The organism is Saccharopolyspora spinosa NRRL 18395 (assembly GCF_000194155.1).
GTDB lineage: Bacteria > Actinomycetota > Actinomycetes > Mycobacteriales > Pseudonocardiaceae > Saccharopolyspora > Saccharopolyspora spinosa.
Genome location: NZ_GL877878.1, coordinates 2,733,051 through 2,757,088, shown reverse-complemented (window position 1 = coordinate 2,757,088; position 24,038 = coordinate 2,733,051). Strand labels below are relative to the sequence as shown.

At 65.7% G+C, this 24,038-nt stretch carries 22 protein-coding genes, 1 tRNA gene, 2 pseudogenes and 1 riboswitch; of the genes and pseudogenes, 11 read left to right on the top strand and 14 right to left on the bottom strand.

Going from position 1 to position 24,038, the window contains the following annotated elements; all coding sequences use genetic code 11:
- Positions 1–82: 82 nt before the first annotated feature.
- The 6 genes from SSPN_RS0113790 to SSPN_RS58370 form a co-directional block, all read right to left on the bottom strand.
- Complete coding sequence (locus SSPN_RS0113790) at positions 83–1,327, bottom strand: beta-ketoacyl-[acyl-carrier-protein] synthase family protein (RefSeq protein WP_010695541.1); 1,245 nt, start codon at positions 1,325–1,327, stop codon at positions 83–85.
- On the bottom strand, positions 1,324–1,563 hold the full coding sequence (locus tag SSPN_RS0113785) for an acyl carrier protein (RefSeq protein ID WP_010695540.1): 240 nt from the start codon (positions 1,561–1,563) through the stop codon (positions 1,324–1,326). Before SSPN_RS0113785 ends, SSPN_RS0113790 begins: the two co-directional genes overlap by 4 nt.
- Before the next feature lie 70 nt (positions 1,564–1,633).
- Positions 1,634–2,614, bottom strand: coding sequence for a beta-ketoacyl-ACP synthase III (locus SSPN_RS0113780; protein ID WP_010695539.1), 981 nt, complete (start codon positions 2,612–2,614; stop codon positions 1,634–1,636).
- Entirely contained in the window at positions 2,611–3,531 is a 921-nt protein-coding gene (locus SSPN_RS0113775) for an ACP S-malonyltransferase (protein WP_083821714.1), read from the bottom strand. The genes SSPN_RS0113780 and SSPN_RS0113775 overlap by 4 nt, the downstream gene beginning before the upstream one ends.
- 196 nt (positions 3,532–3,727) lie before the next feature.
- Positions 3,728–4,942, bottom strand: a complete 1,215-nt coding sequence (locus tag SSPN_RS0113770) for a PucR family transcriptional regulator (RefSeq protein WP_010695537.1) — start codon at positions 4,940–4,942, stop codon at positions 3,728–3,730.
- A 63-nt stretch (positions 4,943–5,005) separates the two neighbouring features.
- On the bottom strand, positions 5,006–5,296 hold the full coding sequence (locus SSPN_RS58370; protein WP_083821712.1) for a hypothetical protein: 291 nt from the start codon (positions 5,294–5,296) through the stop codon (positions 5,006–5,008).
- A gap of 212 nt (positions 5,297–5,508) precedes the next feature.
- Between SSPN_RS58370 and SSPN_RS0113760 the strand changes: the two genes are divergently transcribed.
- Positions 5,509–5,742, top strand: coding sequence for a hypothetical protein (locus SSPN_RS0113760; protein WP_010695536.1), 234 nt, complete (start codon positions 5,509–5,511; stop codon positions 5,740–5,742).
- Between the two features lie 138 nt (positions 5,743–5,880).
- Entirely contained in the window at positions 5,881–6,768 is an 888-nt protein-coding gene (locus SSPN_RS48845) for a peptidoglycan recognition protein family protein (RefSeq protein ID WP_010695535.1), read from the top strand.
- Between the two features lie 317 nt (positions 6,769–7,085).
- Here the strand turns inward: SSPN_RS48845 and SSPN_RS0113750 are convergent, their stop codons facing one another.
- Positions 7,086–7,319 carry a DUF3263 domain-containing protein gene (locus SSPN_RS0113750; RefSeq protein ID WP_010695534.1) on the bottom strand — a complete coding sequence of 78 codons (234 nt, stop codon included), beginning with the start codon at positions 7,317–7,319 and terminating at the stop codon, positions 7,086–7,088.
- A 393-nt stretch (positions 7,320–7,712) separates the two neighbouring features.
- Positions 7,713–7,846, top strand: a riboswitch (FMN riboswitch).
- Between the two features lie 101 nt (positions 7,847–7,947).
- On the opposite strand from SSPN_RS0113750, the gene SSPN_RS0113745 reads away from it, so the two are divergent.
- Positions 7,948–8,613 (top strand): nicotinamide mononucleotide transporter family protein, encoded by a 666-nt coding sequence (locus tag SSPN_RS0113745; protein WP_010695533.1) that lies wholly within the window; start codon positions 7,948–7,950, stop codon positions 8,611–8,613.
- 58 nt (positions 8,614–8,671) lie between these two features.
- On the opposite strand, the gene aceE is transcribed toward SSPN_RS0113745, so the two are convergent.
- Positions 8,672–11,440 carry a pyruvate dehydrogenase (acetyl-transferring), homodimeric type gene (gene aceE, locus SSPN_RS0113740; RefSeq protein ID WP_010695532.1) on the bottom strand — a complete coding sequence of 923 codons (2,769 nt, stop codon included), beginning with the start codon at positions 11,438–11,440 and terminating at the stop codon, positions 8,672–8,674.
- 298 nt (positions 11,441–11,738) lie between these two features.
- Between aceE and SSPN_RS0113735 the strand changes: the two genes are divergently transcribed.
- From SSPN_RS0113735 to SSPN_RS0113700, 6 genes and pseudogenes are all read left to right on the top strand, one after another.
- Positions 11,739–12,173: a DUF3052 domain-containing protein gene (locus tag SSPN_RS0113735; RefSeq protein WP_010695531.1), complete on the top strand. Its 435-nt coding sequence runs from the start codon at positions 11,739–11,741 to the stop codon at positions 12,171–12,173.
- A gap of 145 nt (positions 12,174–12,318) precedes the next feature.
- Positions 12,319–12,783: a peroxiredoxin gene (locus SSPN_RS0113730; RefSeq protein WP_010695530.1), complete on the top strand. Its 465-nt coding sequence runs from the start codon at positions 12,319–12,321 to the stop codon at positions 12,781–12,783.
- Positions 12,784–12,890: 107 nt separating this feature from the next.
- Positions 12,891–12,962, top strand: a tRNA-Val gene (locus SSPN_RS0113725).
- Between the two features lie 673 nt (positions 12,963–13,635).
- Positions 13,636–13,896, top strand: a pseudogene (locus tag SSPN_RS43725) (ISAzo13-like element transposase-related protein); the annotation flags it as partial.
- Between the two features lie 707 nt (positions 13,897–14,603).
- A complete protein-coding gene (locus SSPN_RS0113710; RefSeq protein WP_010695526.1) occupies positions 14,604–15,029 on the top strand; it encodes an SsgA family sporulation/cell division regulator in 426 nt (141 codons plus the stop codon).
- A 346-nt stretch (positions 15,030–15,375) separates the two neighbouring features.
- The gene (locus SSPN_RS0113700; protein ID WP_143539505.1) at positions 15,376–15,657 is read left to right on the top strand and encodes a hypothetical protein; all 282 of its coding nucleotides are present in this window, start codon (positions 15,376–15,378) and stop codon (positions 15,655–15,657) included.
- A 35-nt stretch (positions 15,658–15,692) separates the two neighbouring features.
- Here the strand turns inward: SSPN_RS0113700 and SSPN_RS54665 are convergent, their stop codons facing one another.
- Complete coding sequence (locus tag SSPN_RS54665; protein ID WP_143539506.1) at positions 15,693–16,031, bottom strand: hypothetical protein; 339 nt, start codon at positions 16,029–16,031, stop codon at positions 15,693–15,695.
- Between SSPN_RS54665 and SSPN_RS50960 the strand changes: the two are divergent.
- A pseudogene (locus tag SSPN_RS50960) lies at positions 16,024–17,065 on the top strand (transposase). The gene SSPN_RS54665 and the pseudogene SSPN_RS50960 overlap by 8 nt on opposite strands.
- Positions 17,066–17,578: 513 nt before the next feature.
- Positions 17,579–18,508 carry an alpha/beta fold hydrolase gene (locus SSPN_RS0113675; protein ID WP_083821711.1) on the top strand — a complete coding sequence of 310 codons (930 nt, stop codon included), beginning with the start codon at positions 17,579–17,581 and terminating at the stop codon, positions 18,506–18,508.
- A gap of 114 nt (positions 18,509–18,622) precedes the next feature.
- Here SSPN_RS0113675 and SSPN_RS58365 read toward each other — a convergent pair whose 3' ends face one another.
- The 5 genes from SSPN_RS58365 to SSPN_RS50945 all read right to left on the bottom strand — a co-directional run bounded on the left by SSPN_RS58365 (position 18,623) and on the right by SSPN_RS50945 (position 23,977).
- Positions 18,623–18,895: a zinc-binding dehydrogenase gene (locus SSPN_RS58365; protein WP_202798815.1), complete on the bottom strand. Its 273-nt coding sequence runs from the start codon at positions 18,893–18,895 to the stop codon at positions 18,623–18,625.
- A gap of 268 nt (positions 18,896–19,163) precedes the next feature.
- Positions 19,164–20,165: a family 2 encapsulin nanocompartment cargo protein polyprenyl transferase gene (locus tag SSPN_RS0113665; protein WP_010695517.1), complete on the bottom strand. Its 1,002-nt coding sequence runs from the start codon at positions 20,163–20,165 to the stop codon at positions 19,164–19,166.
- Positions 20,166–20,463: 298 nt separating this feature from the next.
- The gene (locus SSPN_RS54660; protein WP_148271956.1) at positions 20,464–21,309 is read right to left on the bottom strand and encodes a terpene synthase family protein; all 846 of its coding nucleotides are present in this window, start codon (positions 21,307–21,309) and stop codon (positions 20,464–20,466) included.
- A gap of 71 nt (positions 21,310–21,380) precedes the next feature.
- Positions 21,381–22,616: a cytochrome P450 gene (locus SSPN_RS50950; protein WP_010695515.1), complete on the bottom strand. Its 1,236-nt coding sequence runs from the start codon at positions 22,614–22,616 to the stop codon at positions 21,381–21,383.
- 47 nt (positions 22,617–22,663) lie between these two features.
- Positions 22,664–23,977, bottom strand: a complete 1,314-nt coding sequence (locus tag SSPN_RS50945; protein WP_083821707.1) for a prenyltransferase/squalene oxidase repeat-containing protein — start codon at positions 23,975–23,977, stop codon at positions 22,664–22,666.
- Between the last annotated feature and the right edge of the window lie 61 nt (positions 23,978–24,038).

Genomic DNA, 24,038 nt, shown 5'->3' with positions numbered 1-24,038 from the left:
CCGGCCGCCTGCGGTTTCGTCGTACCGCAGAGCGCGAAAGGACGGGCTGAACAACGGCTCAGCCCGTCCTTTCGGGGAACGGTCATGCCCTGGCGAAGGCGAGCGCGACGTTATGCCCGCCGAAGCCGAAGGCGTTGTTGATCGCTGCGGTCTGCTCAACCTGCCGAGGCTTGTCGGCGACCACGTCGAGCTCGACCTTCGGGTCGATCGTTTCCAGGTTCCGGGTGGCCGGGATGATGCCGTGCCGCAGCGAGAGGATCGTGATGATGCTCTCCACCGCACCGGCCCCGCCGACCAGGTGGCCCAGCGATCCCTTCGGCGCGGTGACCACCGCGCCGTCGCCGATCGCCTTGCGCACCGAGTTCGCCTCGCCCAAGTCGCCGACCGCAGTGGACGTCGCGTGCGCGTTGACATGCCCGATGTCCGAAGGCTGCAGGCCCGCGGTCTGCATCGCCTTGCGCATCGCGGCGACCTGGCCGCGGCCGTCCGGCGGACTACCGGTGATGTGGTAGGCGTCGGAGGTGATGCCCACGCCTGCCAACCGGCCGTAGATCCGAGCGCCGCGCGCCTTGGCGTGCTCCGCGCTCTCCAGGATGACCGCGCCGGCTCCCTCGCCCATCACGAACCCGTCGCGGTCGACGTCGAACGGGCGCGAGGCGCGCTCCGGGTCGTCGTTGCGGGTGCTCAGGGTCCGGGCCTGGGCGAAACCGGCGATGGTGATCGGGTGGATGCAGGCCTCCGCGCCACCGGCCACCACCACGTCCGCTTGCCCCTGCTGGATCATGTCGAAGCCCTTGGCCAGGCCCTCGGCGCCCGAGGCGCAGGCCGACGCGGGGGAGTGCACTCCGGCGCGAGCCCGCACGTCCAGGCTGACCATCGCGGCCGGGCCGTTGGGCATCAGCATCGGCACGGTCAGTGGCGAAACCTTGCGCAGCCCGCTCTGCTGCAGCAGGTCGTTCTGCTGCAGCAGCGTGACCGGTCCGCCGATGCCGGTGCCCAGCGACACGCCCAGCCGGTCCGGGTCGACCGGCTCGTTGTCGTCGGTGGGCAGCTCGAAACCGGCGTCGGCCCAGGCCTCGCGGGCGGCGATCACGGCGATCGCCTCGCAGCGGTCCATCCGCCGCAGCTGAACGCGGGGCAGCACCTCGCTCGGGTCCATCGCCAGCGGGGCGCCGATCTTGGCCGGGAGTTCGAGCCGGTCCACCCACTCGGCTTCCAGCCGGCGAACGCCGGAGGCGCCGTTGACCAATCCGTCCCAGGTGGACGCGACGTCACCGCCAAGCGGTGTCGTCGCGCCCAGCCCGGTGATCACGACATCCGTTGTCATGCGTTCTTGGTGATGTAGTCAACCGCATCACCGACGGTCTTGAGGTTGGCCAGCTGGTCGTCCGGGATCTTGACCCCGAACTTGTCCTCCGCCTGCACGGCGATCTCCACCATAGACAGCGAGTCGATGTCCAGGTCGTCGACGAAGGACTTGTCGACGGTCACGTCGGCGGCGTCGACACCGGCGACCTCCTCGACGATGGCGGCGAGACCGGTGGTGATTTCCTCGTTCGACACTGGTAGTTCCTTCCTGGTTCTTGCGTTCCGCACCGCGGCTCGGTGGACCCGCGGCAGCTTTCGGGTGGGCTCAGGGGCAGATTGCGACCTGGGCCGAGTAGCACAGCCCGGCGCCGAAGCCCACGAGCAGCATCACGGCACCGCTGGGGATCTCCCCCGCCGCCCGCATGTGGTCGATGGCCAGCGGGATGGACGCCGACGACGTGTTGCCGGAGTAGACGATGTCACGCGCGAGCACTAGGTCGTCACGGGCACCCTGGGACTGCAGCTTCTTGGCAATGGCCTCTACGATCCGCAGGTTCGCCTGGTGCGGCACCAGTACGTCCACATCGGACATCTGGAGACCGGCCGCCTCGACCGCGCGAACTGCCACCGGGGCGATCTGCGTGGTCGCCCACCGGAAGACCGACTGGCCCTCCTGGTAGATGTATTTCCCGTCGCGCAGGTAGATGGTGTCCGCCAGGTCGCCGGCGCTGCCCAGCACGCCAGGGCCGAGCTCCGGCTCCTCGGCCGGACCGACCAACACGGCACCGGCGCCGTCGGCGAAGATGATGCAGTTCCCGCGGTCCTCCCAGTCCAGCCATTCCTGGAACCGTTCGGAGCCGATCACCAGCACGTTGCGGGCCGAACCGGCGCGCACCGCGTCCGAGGCGGTGGACAGCGCGTAGACGAACCCGGCGCAGGCGGCGTTGAGGTCGTAGGCGCTCTTGGCCTTGATGCCGATCTGATCGGCGACCTGGGCCGCGGCGTTCGGGATGCCGCCCGGCATGGTGCAGGTGGCGACCATCACCTGGTCCACATCGGACGGTGTCAGGCCCGCGTCGGCGACCGCCTTCGCGCCGGCCTCGACGGCCATGCTGACCACCGTCTGGTCGGCGTCGCCGAGCCGGCGGTGGATGATGCCGACGCGCTGCCGGATCCACTCGTCGTTGGTGTCGACGATCTTGGCCAAGTCGTCGTTGGTGACGATCCGGTTGCCCTGCGCGCTGCCGAAGCCGAGCAGCTTGGTGCCGGCCGAGATGGGGTTCTGGGCAATGCGGGGTCGCGTCACGCGTCGCTCCTGAGCAGGTCGGCGACCTTGTCCAGGTCGGCAGGGGTCTTCAGAGCGACGGTTTTGACGCCCTTGAGCTCGCGGCGAACCAGGCCGCTGAGAGTGCCGGCGGGCGGGAACTCCACGACCGCCTCGACACCGTGTTCGGCCAGTGCCGCCATGCAGGTGTCCCAGCGCACCGGGCTGGTGACCTGGGAGACGAGCCGCTGCACGATCTCGGCGGCGTCCGTGACGACCGCACCGTCGGCGTTGGACAGCAGCGGCAGGGCGGCGTCGGTCACGGTCACCTTCTCCGCGTGCTGGGCCAGGCTTTCCCGAGCGGGCGCCATGAAGCGGGTGTGGAAGGCACCGGCCACCGGCAGCGGGCGCACCCGGGCACCGACTGGCGGTTCGGCGGCGAGCTGTTCGAGCGCGGGCACCCGCCCGGCGGCCACGATCTGGCCGGCGCCGTTGCGGTTGGCCGGGTCCAGGCCGAGCTGTTCGAGGTGGGTGACCACGTCGTCCGCCTCGCCGCCGAGCACGGCGGCCATGCCGGTTGGCTCCAGCGCGCAGGCGGCGGCCATCTCCCGGCCGCGCACGGCGGCCAGCGAAACGGCGTCGTCGAAGGCCAGGGCACCCGCGATGGCGGCGGCGGCGAGCTCACCGACGGAGTGCCCGGCGACCGGGGTGCCGTCCGGGATCGTCACCCGGCGGCGCAGTTCGTCGGCGGCGATCAGCGACAGCGCCACCACGAGTGGCTGGGTGACCGCGGTGTCCTTGATCTCGTCCGCGTCGGCGGTGGTGCCGAGGCGGTGCAGGTCGAGGCCGGTCAGCTCGGACCAGGTGCCGATGCGTTCGGTGGCACCGTCTAGTTCGAGCCACGGGTTGAGCATCCCTGGGGTCTGTGACCCCTGTCCGGGGGCTAGAAGCGCGATCACTCTTGCTACTGAACACGTCCAGGGCTGATCGACGTGATGACGGAATTGACGAAGTCCGGACCGCAATGTTGTGGAGTGTCTACAAGCGAGCGGGTGACCAGACGCTGCCCGGTCCCGAATCGTTGTCGGCCGTGCCCGGTTGGTGGCTGAGCCGTGAACATCGGTAAATGCTTGCTACGGCGGGTGATCGGTGCGGTCACCACAGGCCGCGGGACTTGGCGAGCCGACCCACCGCGAGGCCGACCCGGAGGACGTGGGCGTCGCGGGCGTTGGACGGCGTGTGGCCGGTGAGTTCCGCCACTCTGCGCAGCCGGTATCGCACGGTGTTCGGGTGCACGTAGAGCTGCCGCGCGCAGTTCTCCAGCACACCGCCGACCTCCAGGTAGGTGTCGACGGTTTCCATCAGCGCGCCGCCGGCGTCCACCAGCGGCAGCACGATCCGCTCGACCAGCTGCCGTTCGGCCTCCGGGTCGCCGGCCAGCGCACGTTCCGGCAGCAGGTCGCCGGAGGGCACCGGGCGCGGCGCGGTCGGCCACGCCACCACGGCCCGCAGCGCGGACATCGCATCGCCGGCCGACCGGTGCGCCTCGGCGAGGCTCGGCACGGTCGGCCCGACCACGACGGGGCCTTCGTCGAAAGCTTCGGACAGCCGCTTGGCCGCCTCATCGTTGGTGCGTGCGTCGCCCGGCCCGCCGAAGACCACCACGAGCCGGGTGCCCTGCACGCCGAGCAGCACCGGGCAGCCGAGCCGCGCCGCCCGGCTGCGCACCTGGTAGATGATGGTCGGCGGGTCGTCCGACGGTGCGTTGCCGACCAGCGCGGTCGCCTCCGACGACGGCTCCCAGCCGAGCGCGGCGGCGCGGGAGAGCAGCGACTCCTCGGCGTCGCCGCGAACGATGCCGTCGACGACGAGCGCTTCCAGCCGCGCGTCCCACGCACCGCGGGCCTCAGCCGCAGCGGCGTACGAGGTGGCTGCCGCGAACGAGATCTCCCGCGTGTAGCGCAGGATCGATTCGGTCAGGAGGGTGCGGTCGGGCACCTCGGCCGCCAGTTCGGGCAGCTGCCGCTCGAACACGTCGATGGCGACCCGGACCAGCTCCAGGGTCTGCCGCAGGCTGACCCACCTGGACAGGTCCCGGGGCGCGGTGCGGAACGCTTCGGCGGTCAGCCGGATCGCCTCGGTCGGGTCCTGCAGCCACGCAACGAAGTTGTTGGCCCCGGTCTGGGTGACCAGCAGCACGCTCGCCCGCTGGTCGGCGGGCAGCCGCCGGAACCACGGGAGGCGCTGTTCCATCTCGCTGACGCTGGCGCTGGCCAGCCCGCCGGTGCCCCGTTCCAGTCGACGAAGGGTGGCCGCGGAGACCTGCCGCTGCGTACCGGTATCCCGCTCACCTGCGCGTTCGGTACTCATGCCCTCAGAATCGCACGCCGCCGATCAGCCCCGGCGGGCAGCAGCCGTCCCGTGCGGGCGGGCTCACAGCGCACCGGAACTCCAGCGGGTCGGCAGATCGACGATCATCACATTGACATGATCGTCACTGCGGTTGATTTGAGCCTTTTTCATCGTGGCGGATCCGCAGCCGCGACGCTGGCAGCCCCGCGGTAAGGGGCTGCCGCAAGCGGCGTAGCCGCCTTGGCACCCCTGTCCCTGCGGCGCAGCCGCAAAGGGGCCGACCGGCACCAGCCCGTCCGGCAGCAGGCTGGGGTGACCGATCCGGCCAGTGTGCATCACCTGTGCGACAAGGTCTCGAAGTGCAGTGCTCATTCGGCGCCGTGGTGGCTGATCTTGACGTGATCGTGCTCGGGAAGCGACGCGTTGGCGAGGAAAGCGGTGGTGGTGGCCATGTCCTCGCTCAGATACCCAAACGAGGGAAAGAACCGCTCTTTCGGGGAGCCTGTCGCGGTTGCCGTTAATCCATTCGCCCGAAACGATCTCCGGCGCACGCGAATTCGCTTTTGTTTTGTCGAGGAGGAAAAGTGAGAGCCCTCCAACAGGGACTGGCCGGGGCCCGGGCCGCGATCGAGACGTTCGTCCCGAAACTGGCCATATTCCTCGTCGCCGGGCTCGGCGGCGGTCTGATCCGGCCGATGCGGCAGCGCTGGAGCCGGTGGCTGAACAACGCCCAGGCCCTTTTCGCCGCCGACTCCAAGGGCAGCAAGAACGGCGCGAAGCCCGAGACCGGCGACGCCGGTGTGGGCGGTCACGCGTGATCGCGTGTCGTACCGACTAGTGGTTGGGACTCACCCCGTGGGTGGGTCCCGCCCCTTTTTTCACGCACTTGGCCGTGGTCGCGCGCGTGCGATCACGCCACCATGAGTGAACGGATCAAGCCGGGAGAGTGATCAGAAGTGGCCTTGCCTCTCGTCTGGCTAGCGGACGTGTTGCGCGCGGCCGGGTTGACCGTGGTCGAGACCGACGGTTGGCGGGACCGGACCGCGACGTCGGGGCCGCAGCCCGCACCGGTAGGCGTGCTGGAGCACCACACCGCGACCCCAGCGTCCTACGAGAACCCCGCGCCGAGCGTGCGGTTGTGCATCGACGGCCGACCCGACCTGGCGGGACCGCTGTGCCACGCGGTGATCGCCTTCGACGGCGTCGTGCACATGATCGCCGCCGGGCGGGCCAACCACGCCGGGAAAGCGAAGGCCTCCGGGCCGAACCCGGAGGGCGACGGGAACACCCTTTACGTCGGGTTCGAATGGGACTACCAGGGCGTGAACCAGGGGCCCAGCCCGGAGCAGTACCGGGCGGCGCTGAAGGCGACCACCGCGGTGCTCAACCACCTCGGGCGCCCGATGGACGCCGCGCGGGGCCACAAGGAGACCAGCGTCACCGGCAAGATCGACCCCGGTCACGTGGACATGGACCGGTTCCGCGCCGAACTCGGGAAGAAGGACCAGGAGGACGTGATGACTCCGGAGCAGGACGCGATTCTGCGGCGCCTGGAAAACGAACTGCTCGGCCCCCGCGGGCCGGAGGGCGAGATCCAGGGCTGGCAGACCGAGGTCGGCCCGCGCACGATCGTCGCGATGCTCGTCGACCTGGTCAACGAGGTGGTGGCGAAGCAGCAGCCGGCCGGTCCCGCGCCAGGGCCGGGCCCCAACGCGGACGCGATCAAGGCGGCGTTCCAGGCCCTGTCGGCGGACCAGGCAGCGCCGCTGCTGGCGGAGCTGGTCCGCATCCAGCAAGCCCGCCAGATCACCCCCGAGCAGTACGCCCAACGCCCCCAGTCGTAGGAGCCAGCGCCGCTTCAGAAGACCCGTGAGTGGTTAGCTGTTGTAGGGGCCGTTTTGGAAGTGGTCGTCCGGGCTGTGGCAGGGCGGGCTTTTGTTTTTGAAGCGGCCTTAGCCGCTTAGTCCGCCTAGTCATACACAAGCCGGGGATCCCGGAGTCAGGCCGCGTCTGGGTTCCGTTACCCGCATCGCTACGCAGAACGAGTTTGGAAGCACCCGCTATAGCGCTCAACGCACTCGCGGGTCTCGAGCAGCTGAAACGGTGCTGTACCAAGAAGTTTCGGGCCTCGGCATCGCTAGTTCGGCCGAGGCTCCGGGCGTCAGCGATCCCTGGCGGTGCGGCGCTGGGCCCGTTGGTCGCGCCGGTTCTGGAGGCGCTTGACCAGGGCCGGTTGCTGCTGCAGCGCTTCGGGTTCGTCCAGCAGGCGGTTCAGCCGCTGGTAGTAGCGGTTCGGGGAGAAGCCGAAGCGCTCCTGGATGACCCGTTCCTTGTTGCCTTGGTAATGCCAGTGCTCCAGCTCGAAAGCGAGGATGGCGCGGTCGGTGTCGTTCATCCGGCGTGCCTCCCTCTGGCGGTGCTGCCGAGCGAGTCTACCGACAGGGGCACGCGTGTTCGATCGGCCATCCCGGTCTGTTGCGCGCGAATTCCGTTGTCACTCACGGCGAACGGGCAGCGACGGCGCGTCGCAGGTGGATCAGGTGGCGGAACAGCGCAAGCCCCGCCAGCAACATCAAGAGCACCCAGGACGAGCGGCGCAGCTGGGGCTCGGTGCGCAGCAGTTGAAGCGACTCGGCCAGCAGGGCCGGATACCGCCGCCGGGATCACGCGGGCCCGGGCGCAACCGGATTTCCGGGTGAGCCTGGGCGGATCGAGCTGTGATCCAAACCACATGTCGACCTTGGAACAGATCCACTGGCACACGATGTTGAGCTGATCGAACGAAGTCGTGCGCTCCGGGGCTCGGTGAAAATCCGAACCGGCGGTGAAAGTCCGCGAACCAGCGCCTCCACCGCGGAGGTGTCGGCCGATCCGGTGAAATTCCGGAACCGACGGTGAAAGTCCGGATGAGAGGCAGCGCACGGGCGGCCGCGGTCGGCCATCGGCGTACCACGTCGGCGGTCGTCAACGTCGGCTACCCGCGTGTACCCCCGGTGCGATCGCAGCCGGTGGGAGGAGCGGGCGTGCAGGCAATCGCGGAATGGGTGCTCGGCAACGGAGTCACCGTGCTGGGCCAGAAGATCTCCTGGGCCGAACTGGTCGGGCAGCTGTGCGCGCTCGCCGTGGTCTTCCTCGCGCAACGCAGAACCCTGGCTACCTGGCCGGTGCAGGTGTCCGCAACGGTGCTGCTCTTCGCCGTCTACGCCTCCGCTCACCTGGGCGGGCTGGCCATCCGGCAGGTGATGATCATGCTGATCTCCGGCTACGGCTGGTGGGCCTGGACCCGGCGCAGCGATCCGGTCTACGGCGTGGTGGTGCGCAAGGCCCGCGGCCTGGAACGGCTCGTGCTGATCGCTGCGCTGGCGCTCGGCACCGCCGCGTTCGCGCTACTGCTGTCCGCGCTGGACGCCTCATGGGCCCCGTGGCCGGACGCCTACATCTTCATCGGCACCCTGGTCGCGTTCTGGGCGCAGGGCCGCGGACTGGTCGAGTTCTGGCTGGTCTGGCTGGCCGTCGACGCGGTCGGCGTCCCGCTGCAGATCGCTTCGGGGCTGTACTTCAGCGCGGCGATCTACGTGGTCTTCGCGGCACTGGTCATCCACGGCTGGTGGAGCTGGAACCGCACGGCGCGCGCGCAGCGCACCGACAAAGCGTCCCGGTCGGCAGCTGACCCCCGAGCGGCAGGGTGAGGCGGAGGGCGCCTCGGACCGGCTGGGTCGTCCGAGGTGCCCTCCGCGCACCGACTGGTCAGGCCACGCCGGGGTCCGAGGTCTGCGGGCCGGCGGCCTGGACGTCGTCCAGGCGGTAGCGGCGGGTCGCCTCGACCACCTTGGCCTTGTCCACCTGGCCGGTGCGGGCCAGCGCGGCCAGCGTCGCGACCACCGTGGACTCCGCGTCGACCAGGAACACCCGCCGCGCGGCCGGTCGGGTGTCGGAGAACCCGAACCCGTCGGCGCCGAGGCTGATCATGTCGCCGGGCACCCACGGCCGGATCAGGTCCGGTACCGCGCGCATCCAGTCGCTGACCGCGACCACCGGGCCGTCGGCCTGCGACAACACCCGAGTCACGTGCGGCACCTGCGGCTCGGCCTCCGGGTGCAGCAGGTTGTGCCGATCGGCAGCCTCCGCTTCGCGCCGCAGCTGCGACCAGGACGTCGCCGACCACACATCGGCCTGTACGCCCCACTCCTCGGCCAGCATCTGCTGAGCCTTCAAGGCCAGCGGCATGATCACGCCCGAGGAGAGGATCTGCGCTCGCGGCCCGGAACCGCCCGGCGCGGCCCGGTACCGGTACAGGCCGCGCAGCAATCCGTCGACGTCCAGGTCCTCCGGTTCGGCCGGCTGCTGGTACGGCTCGTTGTAGACGGTCAGGTAGTAGAAGACGTTCTCGGCGTCCTCGCCGAACATCCGCCGCAGGCCGTCCTTGACGATGTGCGCCACCTCGAACGCCCACGCCGGATCGTAGGCGACCACCGCCGGGTTCGTCGCGGCGAGCAGCTGCGAGTGGCCGTCCGCGTGCTGCAGGCCCTCACCGGTCAGCGTGGTCCGCCCGGCGGTCGCGCCGAGCACGAACCCGCGGGCCATCTGGTCCGCCGCCGCCCAGAAGCTGTCGCCGGTGCGCTGGAAGCCGAACATCGAGTAGAAGATGTAGACGGGGATCATCGGCTCGCCGTGCGTGGCGTAGCTGGTGCCCGCCGCGGTGAACGACGAGGTCGACCCGGCCTCGTTGATGCCCTCGTGCAGGATCTGGCCCTGCTCGCTCTCCCGGTAGGCCAGCATCAGCTGGTAGTCCACCGGCGTGTAGAGCTGGCCGAGCGGGTTGTAGATCTTCTGCGACGGGAACATCGAGTCCATGCCGAACGTGCGGGCTTCGTCCGGGATGATCGGCACGATCCGCGGCCCGATCTCGCGGTCCTTGGCGAGGTCCTTGATCAGTCGGACGAACGCCATCGTGGTGGCGACCTCCTGCTTGCCGGAGCCGCGCCGGATCACCTCGTAGACCTTGTCGCCGGGCAGCACCAGCGGCTTCGCCTTCGCCCGCCGCTCCGGCAGGTAGCCGCCCAGCTGGCGGCGCCGTTCGTGCAGGTACCGGATCTCCGGCGAATCCTGCCCGGGGTGGTAGTACGGCGGCAGGTAGGGGTCGAGCTCCTGGTCGCTGATCGGGATCCGCAGGCTGTCCCGGAACAGCTTCAGGTCGTCCAGGGTCAGCTTCTTCATCTGGTGGGTGGCGTTGCGGCCCTCGAAGTGCGGCCCGAGGCCGTAGCCCTTGATCGTCTTGGCGAGGATGACGGTCGGCTGGCCGTGATGCTCGGTGGCCGCCTTGTAGGCCGCGTAGACCTTACGGTAGTCGTGGCCGCCGCGGCGCAGGCCCCAGATCTGGTCATCGGTGAGGTGCTTGACCATCTCCTTGGTGCGCGGGTCGCGGCCGAAGAAGTGCTCCCGGACGAAGGCCCCGTCGTTGGCCTTGTAGGTCTGGTAGTCGCCGTCCGGGGTGGTGTTCATCAGGTTCACCAGGGCGCCGTCGCGGTCGGCGTGCAGCAGCGCGTCCCACTCGCGGCCCCAGATCACCTTGATCACGTTCCAGCCGGCGCCGCGGAAGAACGACTCCAGCTCCTGGATGATCTTGCCGTTGCCGCGGACCGGTCCGTCGAGCTGCTGCAGGTTGCAGTTGATCACGAAGGTGAGGTTGTCCAGCCCGTCGTTGGCCGCGACCTGCAGCAGCCCGCGCGACTCGGGTTCGTTCATCTCACCGTCGCCGAGGAACGCCCACACGCGCTGCTGGCTGGTGTCCTTGATGCCGCGATCGTGCAGGTAGCGGTTGAATCGCGCCTGGAAGATCGCGTTCATCGGCCCCAGCCCCATTGAGACCGTGGGGAACTCCCAGAAGGCCGGCATCAGCCGCGGGTGCGGGTAGGACGGCAGACCGCCGCCCGGACCGGCGTGCGAGTACTCCTGGCGGAACCCGTCGAGCTGGTCGGCGGACAGCCGGCCCTCCAGGAACGCGCGGGCGTAGATGCCGGGGGAGGCGTGGCCCTGGATGTAGAGGTGGTCACCGCCGCCCGGGTGGTCCTTGCCGCGGAAGAACCAGTTGAAGCCGACCTCGTAGAGGCTGGCGGAGGACGCGAAGGACGAGATGTGGCCGCCGACGCCGATGCCTGGTCGCTGCGCGCGGTGCACCATCATCGCCGCATTCCACCGCATCCAGGCGCGGTAGCGGCGTTCGGTCTCCTCGTCGCCGGGGAACCACGGCTCCTTCTCGGTGGGGATGGAGTTGACGTAGTCCGTGCTGGTCAGCGACGGGACACCGACGCCGCTCTCGCGGGCGCGCTGGAGCAGCCGCAGCATCAGGTACCGGGCGCGCTGCTGCCCGTTGGCCGACAGCACCGAGTCGAAGGACTGCAACCACTCCTCGGTCTCCTGCGGATCGATGTCCGGCAAGTGGGAGGCGAGACCGTCCCGGATGACCCGCACCCGTTGGGCGGGGACGGCGGCGTCGTCGTTGTTGAGCGGGGACAAAGGAACTCCTCGACTACGTCGTGGACGTGGCAGGGTGGTGTCTGACAGTGATGTCCGACACTCTCATGGTCCCCCATTCTGGCCACTGGTGCGTACACCGGCGGCGGGAGGATCCGGCACCAGGCTGTTGGTCCGTTGCTCGTCGGTCTACAGTCGAATCTCAACACATTTGCTACGGCGTGTCGTGCCGTCAGCAGTTGCGCGGGTAGCGGTTGGCAGTGTTCGCTATCCACCAAATCTGGAAGATGTGCGGCGTCGGACGGTCGCCGCACCTGTGCATTGGAGGAGTGAGCAAACCGTGGTCGCCGCGGGAGACGCCGGTAAAGGCGAAGCCGACGTCGCCGAGAGGCTCGACATCGAGCCCGAGATAGTTGTCCAGGAGCTCGGCTGGGACGAGGACGTCGATGATGACGTCCGTGCCGCGATCGAGGAGCGCTGCGGAAGCGAGCTGCTCGACGAAGATGCCGACGAAGTGGTCGATGTCGTGCTGCTTTGGTGGCGCGAAGATGACGGCGACCTGACGGACACGCTTCTCGATGCCATGACGCCACTGTCCGACGATGGGGTCATCTGGGTGCTGACCCCGAAGACCGGCCGGGAGGGCTACGTCGAGCCGGCCGACATCGCAGAGGCGGCATCGACGGCGAACCTCGCCCAAACGGCGAACGTCAGCCTCGGCGAGGGCTGGATGGGCACCAGGTTGGCCTACCGCAGGGCGAAAGCCCGGCGCTGATCGGCCACCGCCAGTCGCTGCGCGCAGCGTTCCACCCCGTGGGCACCGATGCTCGCCATCGGTATGCTCGCCATCGGTGCCCACGGCGGTCGGGTCGGTGTAGGTTCGGCGTTGACAAGGTCACGTCGATCAGGAGGATGCACTCATGACGGTAGAGGTCGGTGCGCAGGCGCCGGACTTCACGCTGCCGGACTTCAACAAGGAGAAGGTCTCGCTGGCCGACTTCTGCGGTAAGAAGAACGTGCTGCTGGTCTTCTACCCGTTCGCGTTCAGCGGCATCTGCCAGGGCGAGCTGTGCCAGGTCCGGGACGACCTCGGCGAGTTCCAGAACGACAAGGTTCAGGTCCTCGGCGTCTCGGTCGACTCCCCGTTCGCGCTCAAGGCCTGGGCGGAGAAGGAGGGCTACACCTTCCCGCTGCTGTCGGACTTCTGGCCGCACGGCGAGATCGCGAAGGCCTACGGCGTGTTCAACGAGGCGGCCGGGATGGCCAACCGCGGCACGTTCCTGATCGACACCGAGGGCACGGTCCGCTTCGCCGAGGTGAACCAGCCGGGTGAGGCCCGCGACCAGGACGTCTGGAAGAAGGCGCTGGCCGAACTCGTGGAGTGACGAACGCCTGCAATCGGCGTGGTGGCCGACCGGGTGCCGGGAGCGGCGCACAACACCGGTAGGGTGTCCCAGGTGATCCGATCGGATGAAGCGGACGGCCACCAACAGGGCGCATAGCTCAGCGGAAGAGCACTTGCCTTACAAGCAAGGGGTCGCTGGTTCGAACCCAGCTGTGCCCACCTCTGTGACAGGCCCTGTGATCTACTGAAACAGCAGGTCACAGGGTCTTCGTAGTTCCACTTGTTGATCTTGAAGATGATCCATTGCGGTCTGGAATCCAGTATTCGACCGCGATGGGAGGATTCGTTCGGGGCAGGTGTCTGCGTTGGCGTGCAGCCGACGAAGATACGCCGTCCGATCGGCTTCACCTGTGGTTTGCTGCCAGGTTTTACGGGGCCGGCGGGGGTGAGTGGCTCGACGAACTTGACGTCGATCTGGACCCGGTGTCCTGGGCGCTGCTTCTCATAGCGCTTCCGTCGGCGGTCGTGTGGTTGCGGTGGTTGGAGTTGGCGATGGTGAACTGCCGCAGTGGCATGAAGTGGGCTTCGATCGGCACCGCCGCCAGCATTCGTGGTCGCCGGTGCTGCCGGATGTGGCAGGTGAGGGCGCGGGCTCGGGTAGAGCCGATGCCGAACTTTCGACGGAGCGTGTCGGCTGAGATCGGACGTTGATACAGGATCCAGTGTTCGGCTTCGAGTCGGTACGCCTCCTTGCGGAGCGGATCCTTACCGTGCGGCGTCTCCGGACAGCGCCCGTACTGTTCGTGCTGTGACCAGCCACGTTGTCCACCACCATGCGCAGCGATGGTACATCCTCAGCCTCCTCTGGATCTTCCAGTGACGGGCTGGCCTCGGCACCTCAAAGTGGAACAAGGTGGAACACCGGCTGTTCTCCCACATCACCATGAACTGGCGCGGCAGGCCCCTGGCCAGCCATGAAGTGATCGTGCAGACCATCGCCGCGACCACCACCCGCACCGGCCTGAGCGTGCGCGCCGAACTGGACACCGGCTCCTACCCGACCGGTGTCACGGTCAGCAACGCCGCGCTGGCCGTCCTTCCGATCACCCGCCACGGCTTCCACGGCGACTGGAACTACACCCTGCACCCCGAAACCGGCGGCTACACAAGCGAACCCGACCCACCCCCGCATCCACTCTGGCGGACACGGCCACCCTGTCCCGGCCCACACTCACCGGCATGTCCCACTCCGAGTTGAACACCCTGACCACAGCACTGGACACCCTGCGGCAAGCACGCGCGGACGCCCACCACCGCGCACACCAGCAACACCGTGCAGAGCAAGGACTCCGCCCGCACGCACCCCGCTCAGGAAGGCCACCACGCCTGACATTCCCGGACCAGGTCCTGGCCACCATCCTCCACATGCGACTGTCCCTCCCCCCGGGACACCCTGGCCGAGCTGTTCACCTGCAGCCGCAGCGCAATCCACCGCACGATCGAACAGACCCGGCAACTCCTCGACCATCACGGCACCACGATCGAGCCAGCCACCCTACCCATCCCCATGACCGACCGACATCGGCCTGACCGCCCCCGAGCCCACCCTCGACGACTGGATGGCCACCGCCGACTGCGCAGGCCTGGTCCTCCTCGCCCGCCAGCCCACGACGGCGGGATCCACCGCCGAACCCGCCCGCGCACGTGGCCACGGAGCAGCGACGCGCCGAACGGGCCTGAAAATCGGCTCGTAGCACCACTCCTGGCCAGGGGCCTGAAGTCATCGTGAAGAAGGTATGAACCCAAGTTGGGCATGCTTCGTTACGAAGGTATGGGAAGCCGATACTTGGGAGTGCGGACATGATGGCAAACGATCACGGCACGGTACTCGCCACCATGACCTTCAACCTGGTAGCCCCGGCGGGAGTGATCGCGCCGGTCGGTGTGGAACTCCGGTACGACAGCCGCAACCCGTACGAGATCGCCATGAAGCTCAACGTGGGCACGGACGGTCAGGTGGACTGGGTGATCGCCCGCGGCCGGCTGGCCGACGGGCTGATCGCCGAGGCAGGCGAAGGCGACGTGCGCATCCGCCCTCGACTGGACGATCCGACGTTGGTCGTGATCGAGTTGAGCTCGCCGTCGGGGCAGGCCTCCTTCGAGGTGAACGCCGATCAGCTTGCGGACTTCGTGAACGACACCTACGACGTGGTCGAACCCGATGACGAACACCGGTGGATGAACATCGACGAGACGCTGAGCCAGCTGCTCTCGCACAACCTGTAAGAGCCTGGTTCTCCCGAAGCGCCGCACGCCAGGCGGCCAGCCGCGGGACCTGACGGCACCTCGTCCGCCGGGCCGGGCTCGGAGCCTGGCCGCCGCCAGGCCGTGCAGCTAGCGGGTACAGCGACTGAGCAGGCCTGCTGATTCAGCCCGCCGGGAACGGACGGAACCCTGCCCATCACGCTCACCGTAACTGCGTTCGCAGCGACTGCCACTGAGGGGTGGGGCCCTGGGTGGCAGTTCGGAGAATGTCTTCCAAGGAAACAGTAAGGCTCTTGGCCTGGCGGCTCAGGTACAGGCACACCGTGCGGAGCCGGAACTCGTCGTCGCGGTCGCACAGGACGTAGCCGTGTCGCAGATAGAGATCCCACAAGTCGGTGAACGCATCGATCAATGCGGGTTCGTGCCGCCGCTCAGGAGTGTGGTCGGGGTCGTTCGCGTGGACTTCCGCGAAGAAGGATCGGCGAAAGTCCGGCTGGCGGGTAGGGCCCCAGCGGTGACCCAGGGGATCCAGCTCGGCGACGTCAAGACACAGCCCGAGCGCTACGCGCTGCTGTTCGTCTATCTGGGCAGGGCGAGACGTTCGTCGCCAGTGCTGCAGCAGCCGATCCACATTTCGGTCGTGGGGTGAGGGCGGTGTCGTGGTCGTAAATCCGGCGGCTGCCATCAGCGCACGGTAATGCTCGGCGGAAGGAAGGACACCAGGTTCCAGTACCCGGGTTCGGCCGCAAGATCGAGTCCGATGCGTAGGTCGGCCGCGGATCTCAGCCATTTGGCATTGGCACCGTCGAACACCTGAAGGGGTCTGTCCGGCTCGGAGGAGAGCTCGCGCGTCCACTGCTCAACGATGAGTTTCCGTTGGGGCAGCCAGTCGTCGAGAAAACGGTATAGCGGACTCAAAGGGTTGCACGACTGACCGGCCGCACCGACGGGGCTGCCCAGGGTTTGGTTGACACCTGATGTGTGAGGCTTCGGTCTCGCTTGGAAGGATGCCACCGTGCCCAAGCCCTATCCCCGTGAGTTTCGTGATGACGTCGTGGCGGTTGCCCGTCGTGGCGAGGCTCCGTTGAAGCAGGTCGCGAAGGATTTCGGGATCTCCGAGTCCTGCCTGGCCCACTGGTTGCGCGCCGCTGATGTCGAGAACGGCGCGCGGCCCGGCGTGACGTGTGAGGAGTCCGCTGAGCTGCGGGAACTGCGTAAGCGCAACCGCCTGTTGGAGCAGGAGAACGAGGTCCTGCGTCAGGCCGCGGCCTACCTGGCGCAGGGCAACCTGCCGGGAAAATAGTCTTCTCGCTCGTCCGTGAACTGGCTGCGGCCGGTGCCCCTGTGCGGGTGCCGGTCGCGGTGACGTGCAGGGTGCTGGGCATCTCCCGGCAGGCCTACTACCAGTGGCGATCTGACCCGGTCTCACAACGAGACTTCGATGACGCTCAGCTGATCAACGCCGCACTCGACATCCATGCCGACGACCCGGCCGACGGGTACCGGTTCATCGCCGACGAACTGTCTGCCCGCGGCTTTGCCGTGTCGGAGAACCGAGTGTGGCGGATCTGCTCCATCCAACGGATCTTTTCCTTACACGCTAAGAAAAAAGCCCGTTACCGCAAGGCTGGGCCGCCGGTGCACGACGACCTCGTGTGCCGGGATTTCACCGCGAACGCGCCGAATGTGAAATGGTTGACCGATGCCGTCACCGCGTTGCGCAACGCCATCGCCCTACGCGACCCGGCGGTGTGATCGTACACTCGGACCGCGGCAGCCAGTTCCGGTCGAAGAAGTACCGGTGCCTGCTGCGCAACCATAAGCTGACCGGGTCGATGGGCAGGGTCGGGGCGTGCGGCGATAACGCCGCAATGGAATCATTCTTTTCCTTGCTGCAAAAGAACGACACACGACGCTGGCGCACCCGGGAAGAACTACGCCTGGCCATCGTCACCTGGATCGAGACAAAATACCACCGCAAACGCCGACAACGGGGCCTGGGCAAACTCACCCCGGTCGAGTTTGAGACCATCTACACCGCCGCAACAGCGGCCTGAAAACAGTCAACCCCCAGTGACAATCAAAGTCTGGGCAGACCCGTTTCGATGGTGTTGCAGCCGCTGAAGTCGCCTTCCATCTCGTAGCTCTCTTCGGGACAGCGCGAGGCATCCGCGCCGCCCGCGTGCTCAGGCATGGAGTGCTGTGACACCGCTTCTCTGATGCCTGCTGCGGTTCTCTGCGGGAGTTGCTGCGTGTCGACTTGATGCGATCGACCTCAAGCCTGGTGGCGTCCAACCCGACTAGGTTGAGGCTCTCGCTGGACCTCGACCGGGACCCCGCGATCCGGTGCCCAGCCGCCCAGCCTGAGCCCAGCCGCAAAAAGGACTTTCTGCCGTGGTCTCGTTAGCAGCACCCATATCTACGCTGAATGCCGTGGCTTTGCCTGCTGGGACTTTCAACCGGGCTCGGTGCAGTAACGCGATCTCGGGAAGCTGTGGCAGCGCAACCTCAGGCCGGATACGGCAGACACGCTTGCCGTGTGCCCACTACTGACGCGTTGGGGCGTAGGAATGGTTCCTGTGCATCACCGGATCGCCAAGGTCCAGGGTCTACGGGTGTTCTACCGGGAAGCAGGCTTCGCAGATGCTCCAGCCGTGGTGTTGCTGCACGGTTTCCCGACCAGTTCGCACATGTTCCGCCACCTCATACCTGCGTTGGCGGATCGCTATCATGTCATCGCTGCTGACCACATCGGTTTCGGTTACTCATCCATGCCTTCGACCAGCGAGTTTCCGTACACCTTCGAGTCGCTGGCCGATGTCACCGCCGCCCTTCTCGACGACCTTGGTGTCGACCGGTTCGCGATGTATGTGCAGGACTACGGGGCACCCATCGGGTGGCGCCTCGCGCTCCGCTCACCCCAACGCATCACCGCGATCATCACGCAGAACGGCAACGCCTACACCGACGGCTTCGTGCGATCCTTCTGGGACGGCCTGTTCGCCTACGCCGCGGCACCCGGACCGGATACTGAGCCACCGGTGCGTGCGGCGCTCACGCTGGCAAGCACCCGCTGGCAGTACGAGAACGGTGTCACCGACCCGACTTTGATCAGTCCGGACACCTGGACCCTTGATCAGGCTTTGCTGGACCGCCCCGGCAACGACGAAATCCAGTTGCGGCTCTTTCGTGACTACCCGAGCAACGTCGATCTCTATCCCAGGCTGCAGGAGTATTTCCGCACCTCTCAGGTGCCCGTGCTGGCCGTATGGGGCGCACGCGACGAGATCTTCGGTCCCGACGGTGCGCAAGCCTTCCAGCACGATTTGCCCCACGCCGAGATCCACCTACTGGACACGGGTCACTTCGCGTTGGAAAGCCATCTTGAGGTCATCACGGGATACATCCGCGGCTTCCTTGGCCAGGTCTTCGCTGAAGCGCCATCGGCCGCCCCACAACAACGGCAACCTGCGTCCCGACAGGAGATGCCAACCGCTTGAGCAGCCAGCCTAGCCGCAGGCCGGTGTCGAGGGTTTCCGATGCACCGATCGGGGAAGAACGCCGGGAGTGTTCGTGCCACCCCGTTGGATCCTTCGTTATCGGCAGGTGGCAGGTCATTCATGGACGACAACCAACTTGCCCTTGGCCTCGCCGGCCTCCATCACGCGATGCCCTTCGAGCACGTCCTCGAAGCCGAATACGCGCGAGGGTTTCGCCTTTAGGCGGCCCGCTGCGACTTCCTCCGCGATTGTTTGCAGCGGCACGTCAGACAGCGGGAAGCCAGGCGCGCCGAACACGAAGCTGGTCGGCGATCCGCTCTGGAAGGTCCGGGCCCTCCAGCTCAGCTCACTCCGCGCCCAGATTCTTAAGCAGGGCAAACCGCTCACGCTTGCGAGAGGTGCCTATGACGTGCACACCGGCCGTGCACACCGGCGTTGACTGCCAGATTGATCGCGGCCTGCCCGAAGGCTGACGTTGCGCCCCGGATGACCAAGGTCTGCCCCGGGGTAATTTCCAGATTCCCGAACAGACACGTCCAGGCGGTCGCGTAGGTTTCCGGGATCGCAGCCAGCTCGGCCCACGAACAGACGATCTCCGGCCATCGCTCCGACGACCTGACCTGAGAGGTGGATCCAGACTCGCAATTCTCCTGGCTCAGTGGTTGCGGTGTAGGACAAGGCTGGCAAGGCCGGTCAGACCAGCGCGCGCGGTGGGTACGCAGTTCGCGTCGTCCAGACAAGCAACGGCCGCCGCCATTTCCTCGTCCGCACGGGTACGCGCCCAGTCACGGCCCCCTGCCAATTCCACCAGCTCACAAGCTCGATCGACTCGGATCGGGTCCTCGGCTGCATACACTGCGGCCAGCTCCGCTCCCGCAGGTGTACCGGAGGCCAGCGCCGCGACGACCGGCAGTGACTTCTTTCGCCGCGCCAAATCCGATCCCACCGGCTTGCCGGTCACCTGTGGATCGCCCCAGATCCCCAACAGGTCGTCCAGCAGCTGGAACGCGATCCCGAGGTGGAGGCCGAATCGGCGAAGCAGCTCCACCCGATCGGCGTCAACACCGGCGGTGAGCGCGCCCAGGGCGCACGACGTGCCTAGCAGGGACGCCGTCTTACCTTCGACCATGCTGATGCACTCGGCCAGATCTACCTGAGCACGCTGTTCGAAGGCCACGTCGGCGAGCTGGCCAGCACACAGCTCGATCATGGATTCGTTGAGCCAGCGCCGCGCCGTCGCCGTCCACGGAAAGTCCAGATCGGACAACAGTTCATTGGCCAGCGCGACCATTGCGTCCCCAGCCACGATCGCCTGCGGGATCCCGAACACCGACCAGGCAGTCGGTCGATGCCTGCGCAGCTGGTCGGCATCCATCACGTCGTCATGCAGCAAGGAGAAGTTGTGCACCAACTCCACTGCCACCGCAGCTGACAGCGCGTCGATACCCGATCCGCCCACCGCCTCGGCCGACAGGAGTACCAGCAAAGGACGCACGGCCTTGCCCGTATCGCCATCAACCGGCGTGCCGTCGGCGTCCCACCACCCGAAGTGGTATCCGGCGATCCGGCGAAGCATGCCAGGCAGGCGGTCGACGGCCGCACGCAACTCGTCGTCCAAGATCTGCCGTCGCCACGACAGTAGGTCAGATGCCGTCATTGCGGCCCTACCTCTCAAGTGTGGGTCTGATCTGGTCATTCGTAGGACCCGGAGGGGCCAGGTGCTCCGGGTGTGGCTGTCATTTTGCTGCCGTTGGACGGCTGACGGACATTGGTCAACCGGCTGCGGGCCCAATTGCTGGAGATCTTCCCCGCGCTGTGGACCTGACCAACACGGGCCGGCCCCGGTCATGCTGCTGACCGGCTACCAGACACCGCCGCGATCCGCCGCGCCTGCGTCAAACGTGTCGAGAACTGCCTCATCCGCGACCGCATGTGCTGTCAAGCCACACCGCCCGTCACCGTGGCGGCCTGACTATCGCATCAGGTACCTCCTTCGCTGCGCGATACCATTCGGAGGAGCGATATATTTGCGCGGTTGCATGGATGAGTTCATCGTAGAATGGCACTACACCCGAAGTTGTCAACTCAGAAAATTGCCCGAGCTCCCCGACTCTCCTCGCGTACTCACGCCGGCGCTCCTCGAGCATACCAACGACACGGTCAACCGCTTTGTCGATCGGGAGCTGCCAAGCTTCACGGCCGACCAGTACGAGGTTGAAATTTTCCTCGATCTCTCTTTTTGCGGAGAAAAGGTCATTGGTCCATCCGATGTAATCAGCTACAAGATTGGCAAGGGTCGCGTCTTCTTCGGACGTTGAAACTGGAATTCCGCGCAACGCGCGCTCGACACTGAGAAAGGTCGTAACCGGGACATGGCGGCGTACCTGGATGAATCTATCCAGTGGCAGCGTGACGCCATCGCCGATAGCTTCGTACTTGATCACCATTGAATCAGCCAGGCACCGAGAAGAATCGGCAAGAACGGGCCATTCGTTTGGCGCGGTCAGAGATGTCAAACGTTCCCAAAAATCCGCAAAAATCTTAGCGGGTGATCCTTGTGATGAGGATGGGGCTCTGAACTCAACAGTGCGATGCACGCCGTCTGCAATGTTGTGCACCAGATCGACGTTGACCACTAGCCTGTCGTCAATTTTTCTGACGGAATGGCTGTCGGCCAGGTAGTAAAACAACATGAAGAGCTTTCGTGTCGCCGACCGTTCGTCATCAAGCGGCTGCAACCAGTTTATAGCAGATTCGATGTGCAGCAGCATCGATGTCATATTCCGTTCGGCCGGGGCCATTTTTCTCCTTGGCTGCCGTACTGTCATTTTTGGAAGCGCGAACCCGAACGAATGTTATGCCGGACAGTGGTCTACGGCAATTCTGCATCGGTAGCTACCAGAAAATCACTCAAAGCCCGCAACGGAAATCTAGGCAGACGATGAGGGCTTTGCCCGGAGACCAAGTGGAGATTCGGAAAATTATGCGCAAGCTTGTCGAGTGCGATGGAAAGCTCCAGCCGGGCGAGTGCGGCGCCCACGCAATGGTGCGGACCACCACCGAAGGCTAGGTGAGACCGAGCGTTCGACCGGTCGATCAAGAATTTATTGGGATCGGGGAAGACCTCTTTGTCGCGGCTTCCCGCGCCGAACGCCAAGAATATTCGAGACCCCTTAGGGATGGGAGTTCCAGATATTTCGCAATCGGCTTTCGCGGTCCGAAAAAAACCGCTGATCGGGCCATCGAACCGTAGCCCTTCCTCAACCAAATCTGGCGACTTCACAGAACCCTCAACCAGCGCACGCCAGCCATCTGGCGTAGTAAGCAGCCTATATGTGATAGATGCGAGAGCCTGTGCGGTTGACTCATGTCCCGCGGAAATAAGCGTTGGAATCTGCGCCACCACTTCATCCGCCGTCATCTTATTCCCGCGGATATCGCTGTGCAGCATGTTGCTGATGAGATCTTCGCGCGGATGCTTCAATCGGTCGGCCACTATACTGCGGCTCATAGCGACAAAGTCGCGCAACCCCTTGAGGCATCTCTGTTGCACCTCGGCCGGGGGAGTCTCCCGGGGAAGTAGTACCGCAATACGCAGTTCTGTCCATTCTCGGCAGGAATCATGGTATTCTTCCGGAACGCCGAGAACGGACAAGATCGCGGACAGTGGAAAGGGATACGCAAACTCTGAAATAAAGCTGAAGGTTGACCTGCGGCTCATGCTCTCAATTAAGGAGTCGGCGACCCGGATGATCTGGGGCTCGTAGGAGTTGAGCATACGCGCGGTGAAGCCGCGGCCCGCCACGGCGCGGATTCTGGCGTGCTCGGGACCATCGATGGACCCCATAGGAGGCGCGTTGCCACGCCAGGTCTCCAAGGCGTGAAGCAATTCGGGAGACAGTGTTTTGGGCGGGCGAGGGTTGTGATCACGACACGAGAAGAGAGTGCTATCCCGAAGTACCCGCTCAATGTCCGAATGCCTGGTGACACACCACGCTTCAAGGCGATCGGAATAGAACACCGGGTGCGTCTCTTGAGCGGACAAGAGATAAGGATAAGGATCCTCCCGGTGAGTAGAAAAGGGATCGAAATCGACAGATTTAAGCACCCGTAGCCCCTTATTGATCAAATCGCTACTAGCATCGCGTTCTATCGTCAGAGTTGCCCCAATGCATCATCTCTTTCCGTGTCAAATGCGAACTTTGAGAAATCGTGGAGGCCAGTGGAGGCGAACGCGTGAGTGTGTGACGGATAATGGTTCAGAAGCGGCCGAGGACCTGCCATGAGCGGAGAGCCAGCCCATGTTCCTCGATCGTTCTGATTACCGATGAGAAAATTTGCCGCGTTGCGCAGCACTTGGTCTGGTGTTTCTTTCGATCTGGCAAGCACGGAGAGCGCAAGGCCAGTCGCGGCGGCAGACGAACTGGAATCGTGATCAAAGGCAGGCCATCCCCCGTCGGCCCGCTGTTGGCTGATCAGGCCTTGGGCCGCGCGACGACTGGTCTTGTGGTCGATGCCGACAGCAGCGCTAATCTCCCGCACCGCATAGCTTTGCGTCGGATACCAATGAGCGGTCCACCCGGCTTCTTCGTACTGCCTAACCAGCCATCGCACAGCCCGCGAAGTATCGAGAGAGGTCATGGAGTGGGTGGTCGCCGCAGAAACAACGTGAGCTGTCACGTCAGGAGACGGAACATCGTCAGCGGACTGCCATGTCATCCACAATCCGTCATCACGTTGAACGCGACGTAAGTAGTCCACAGCGCGGCTTGTTGCTCGGCGCCCCGCTGCGGTTCCCGCTAGCGCCAGGAGCGCGGCACCAGTTGTATCGTTATCTGATTCAAGGCCCCTTTTGCACGCCCACCCGCCATCATCGGACTGAGTTCGTTCAACGAAGCTCAACGCGGCGCCCAAGGATTTTTCATCGAATAGTCGGTACCCGCGCAGCGAGCGAACCATGAGCGCGGTATCCCAGATATCAAATGGAGGATATCGCCAGGTTCCGTCGGCGCATTGGTTTTCAAGTAAATTTGTAAGGCAATTCCGTGCCGCCTCGTGCTCGTTCGCAGTGAGCAGCGCTATGCATGCAAGGGCGGATACCGAGGGCATGAGACAAAATCCGCCATCAGTCCGTTGTTCAGCGACAAGATTGGTCACTGCATTTCTGGGGATCGAATTTCCCAGGCTGGCGTCAGCAATAATCTCCGCTGCTGCCAACAGGGTCCTCTGCCATTGCTTTACCTTTTTTCCCCGAAGGGCTCTGACGATGTCGAGGAGGTGCGCCGCATCCGAAGACGGGCAATTTTCGATTACGGAGATCGATTCGACCAGCAGAACGCGTCCCGACCATGTTCGGTTAGTGCTCGACAGGTTGGGAGCTGGCTTCTTTTCTGCACCAAGCGCCAGCGCGCGCAGCCATTCCTCTAGCGCTGTCACAACGGGGTCGTGGCACTGCGGCACCGCGTTCATGAGCCATTGCCGTGCGCGCTCGACCGCTATGGACGCTCCACTCCTTGTTTTTGCCAAGCAC

Excerpts from the sequence above, each read along its gene's own strand:
- SSPN_RS0113790 (WP_010695541.1), bottom strand. The coding sequence starts at position 1,327 with ATGACAACGGATGTCGTGATCACCGGGCTGGGCGCGACGACACCGCTT.
- SSPN_RS0113770 (WP_010695537.1), bottom strand. The coding sequence starts at position 4,942 with ATGAGTACCGAACGCGCAGGTGAGCGGGATACCGGTACGCAGCGGCAG.
- SSPN_RS58370 (WP_083821712.1), bottom strand. The coding sequence starts at position 5,296 with ATGAGCACTGCACTTCGAGACCTTGTCGCACAGGTGATGCACACTGGC.
- SSPN_RS0113750 (WP_010695534.1), bottom strand. The coding sequence starts at position 7,319 with ATGAACGACACCGACCGCGCCATCCTCGCTTTCGAGCTGGAGCACTGG.
- SSPN_RS0113730 (WP_010695530.1), top strand. The coding sequence starts at position 12,319 with ATGACGGTAGAGGTCGGTGCGCAGGCGCCGGACTTCACGCTGCCGGAC.
- SSPN_RS0113710 (WP_010695526.1), top strand. The coding sequence starts at position 14,604 with ATGATGGCAAACGATCACGGCACGGTACTCGCCACCATGACCTTCAAC.
- SSPN_RS0113675 (WP_083821711.1), top strand. The coding sequence starts at position 17,579 with ATGGTTCCTGTGCATCACCGGATCGCCAAGGTCCAGGGTCTACGGGTG.
- SSPN_RS0113665 (WP_010695517.1), bottom strand. The coding sequence starts at position 20,165 with ATGACGGCATCTGACCTACTGTCGTGGCGACGGCAGATCTTGGACGAC.
- SSPN_RS54660 (WP_148271956.1), bottom strand. The coding sequence starts at position 21,309 with ATGGCCCCGGCCGAACGGAATATGACATCGATGCTGCTGCACATCGAA.
- SSPN_RS50945 (WP_083821707.1), bottom strand. The coding sequence starts at position 23,977 with ATGAACGCGGTGCCGCAGTGCCACGACCCCGTTGTGACAGCGCTAGAG.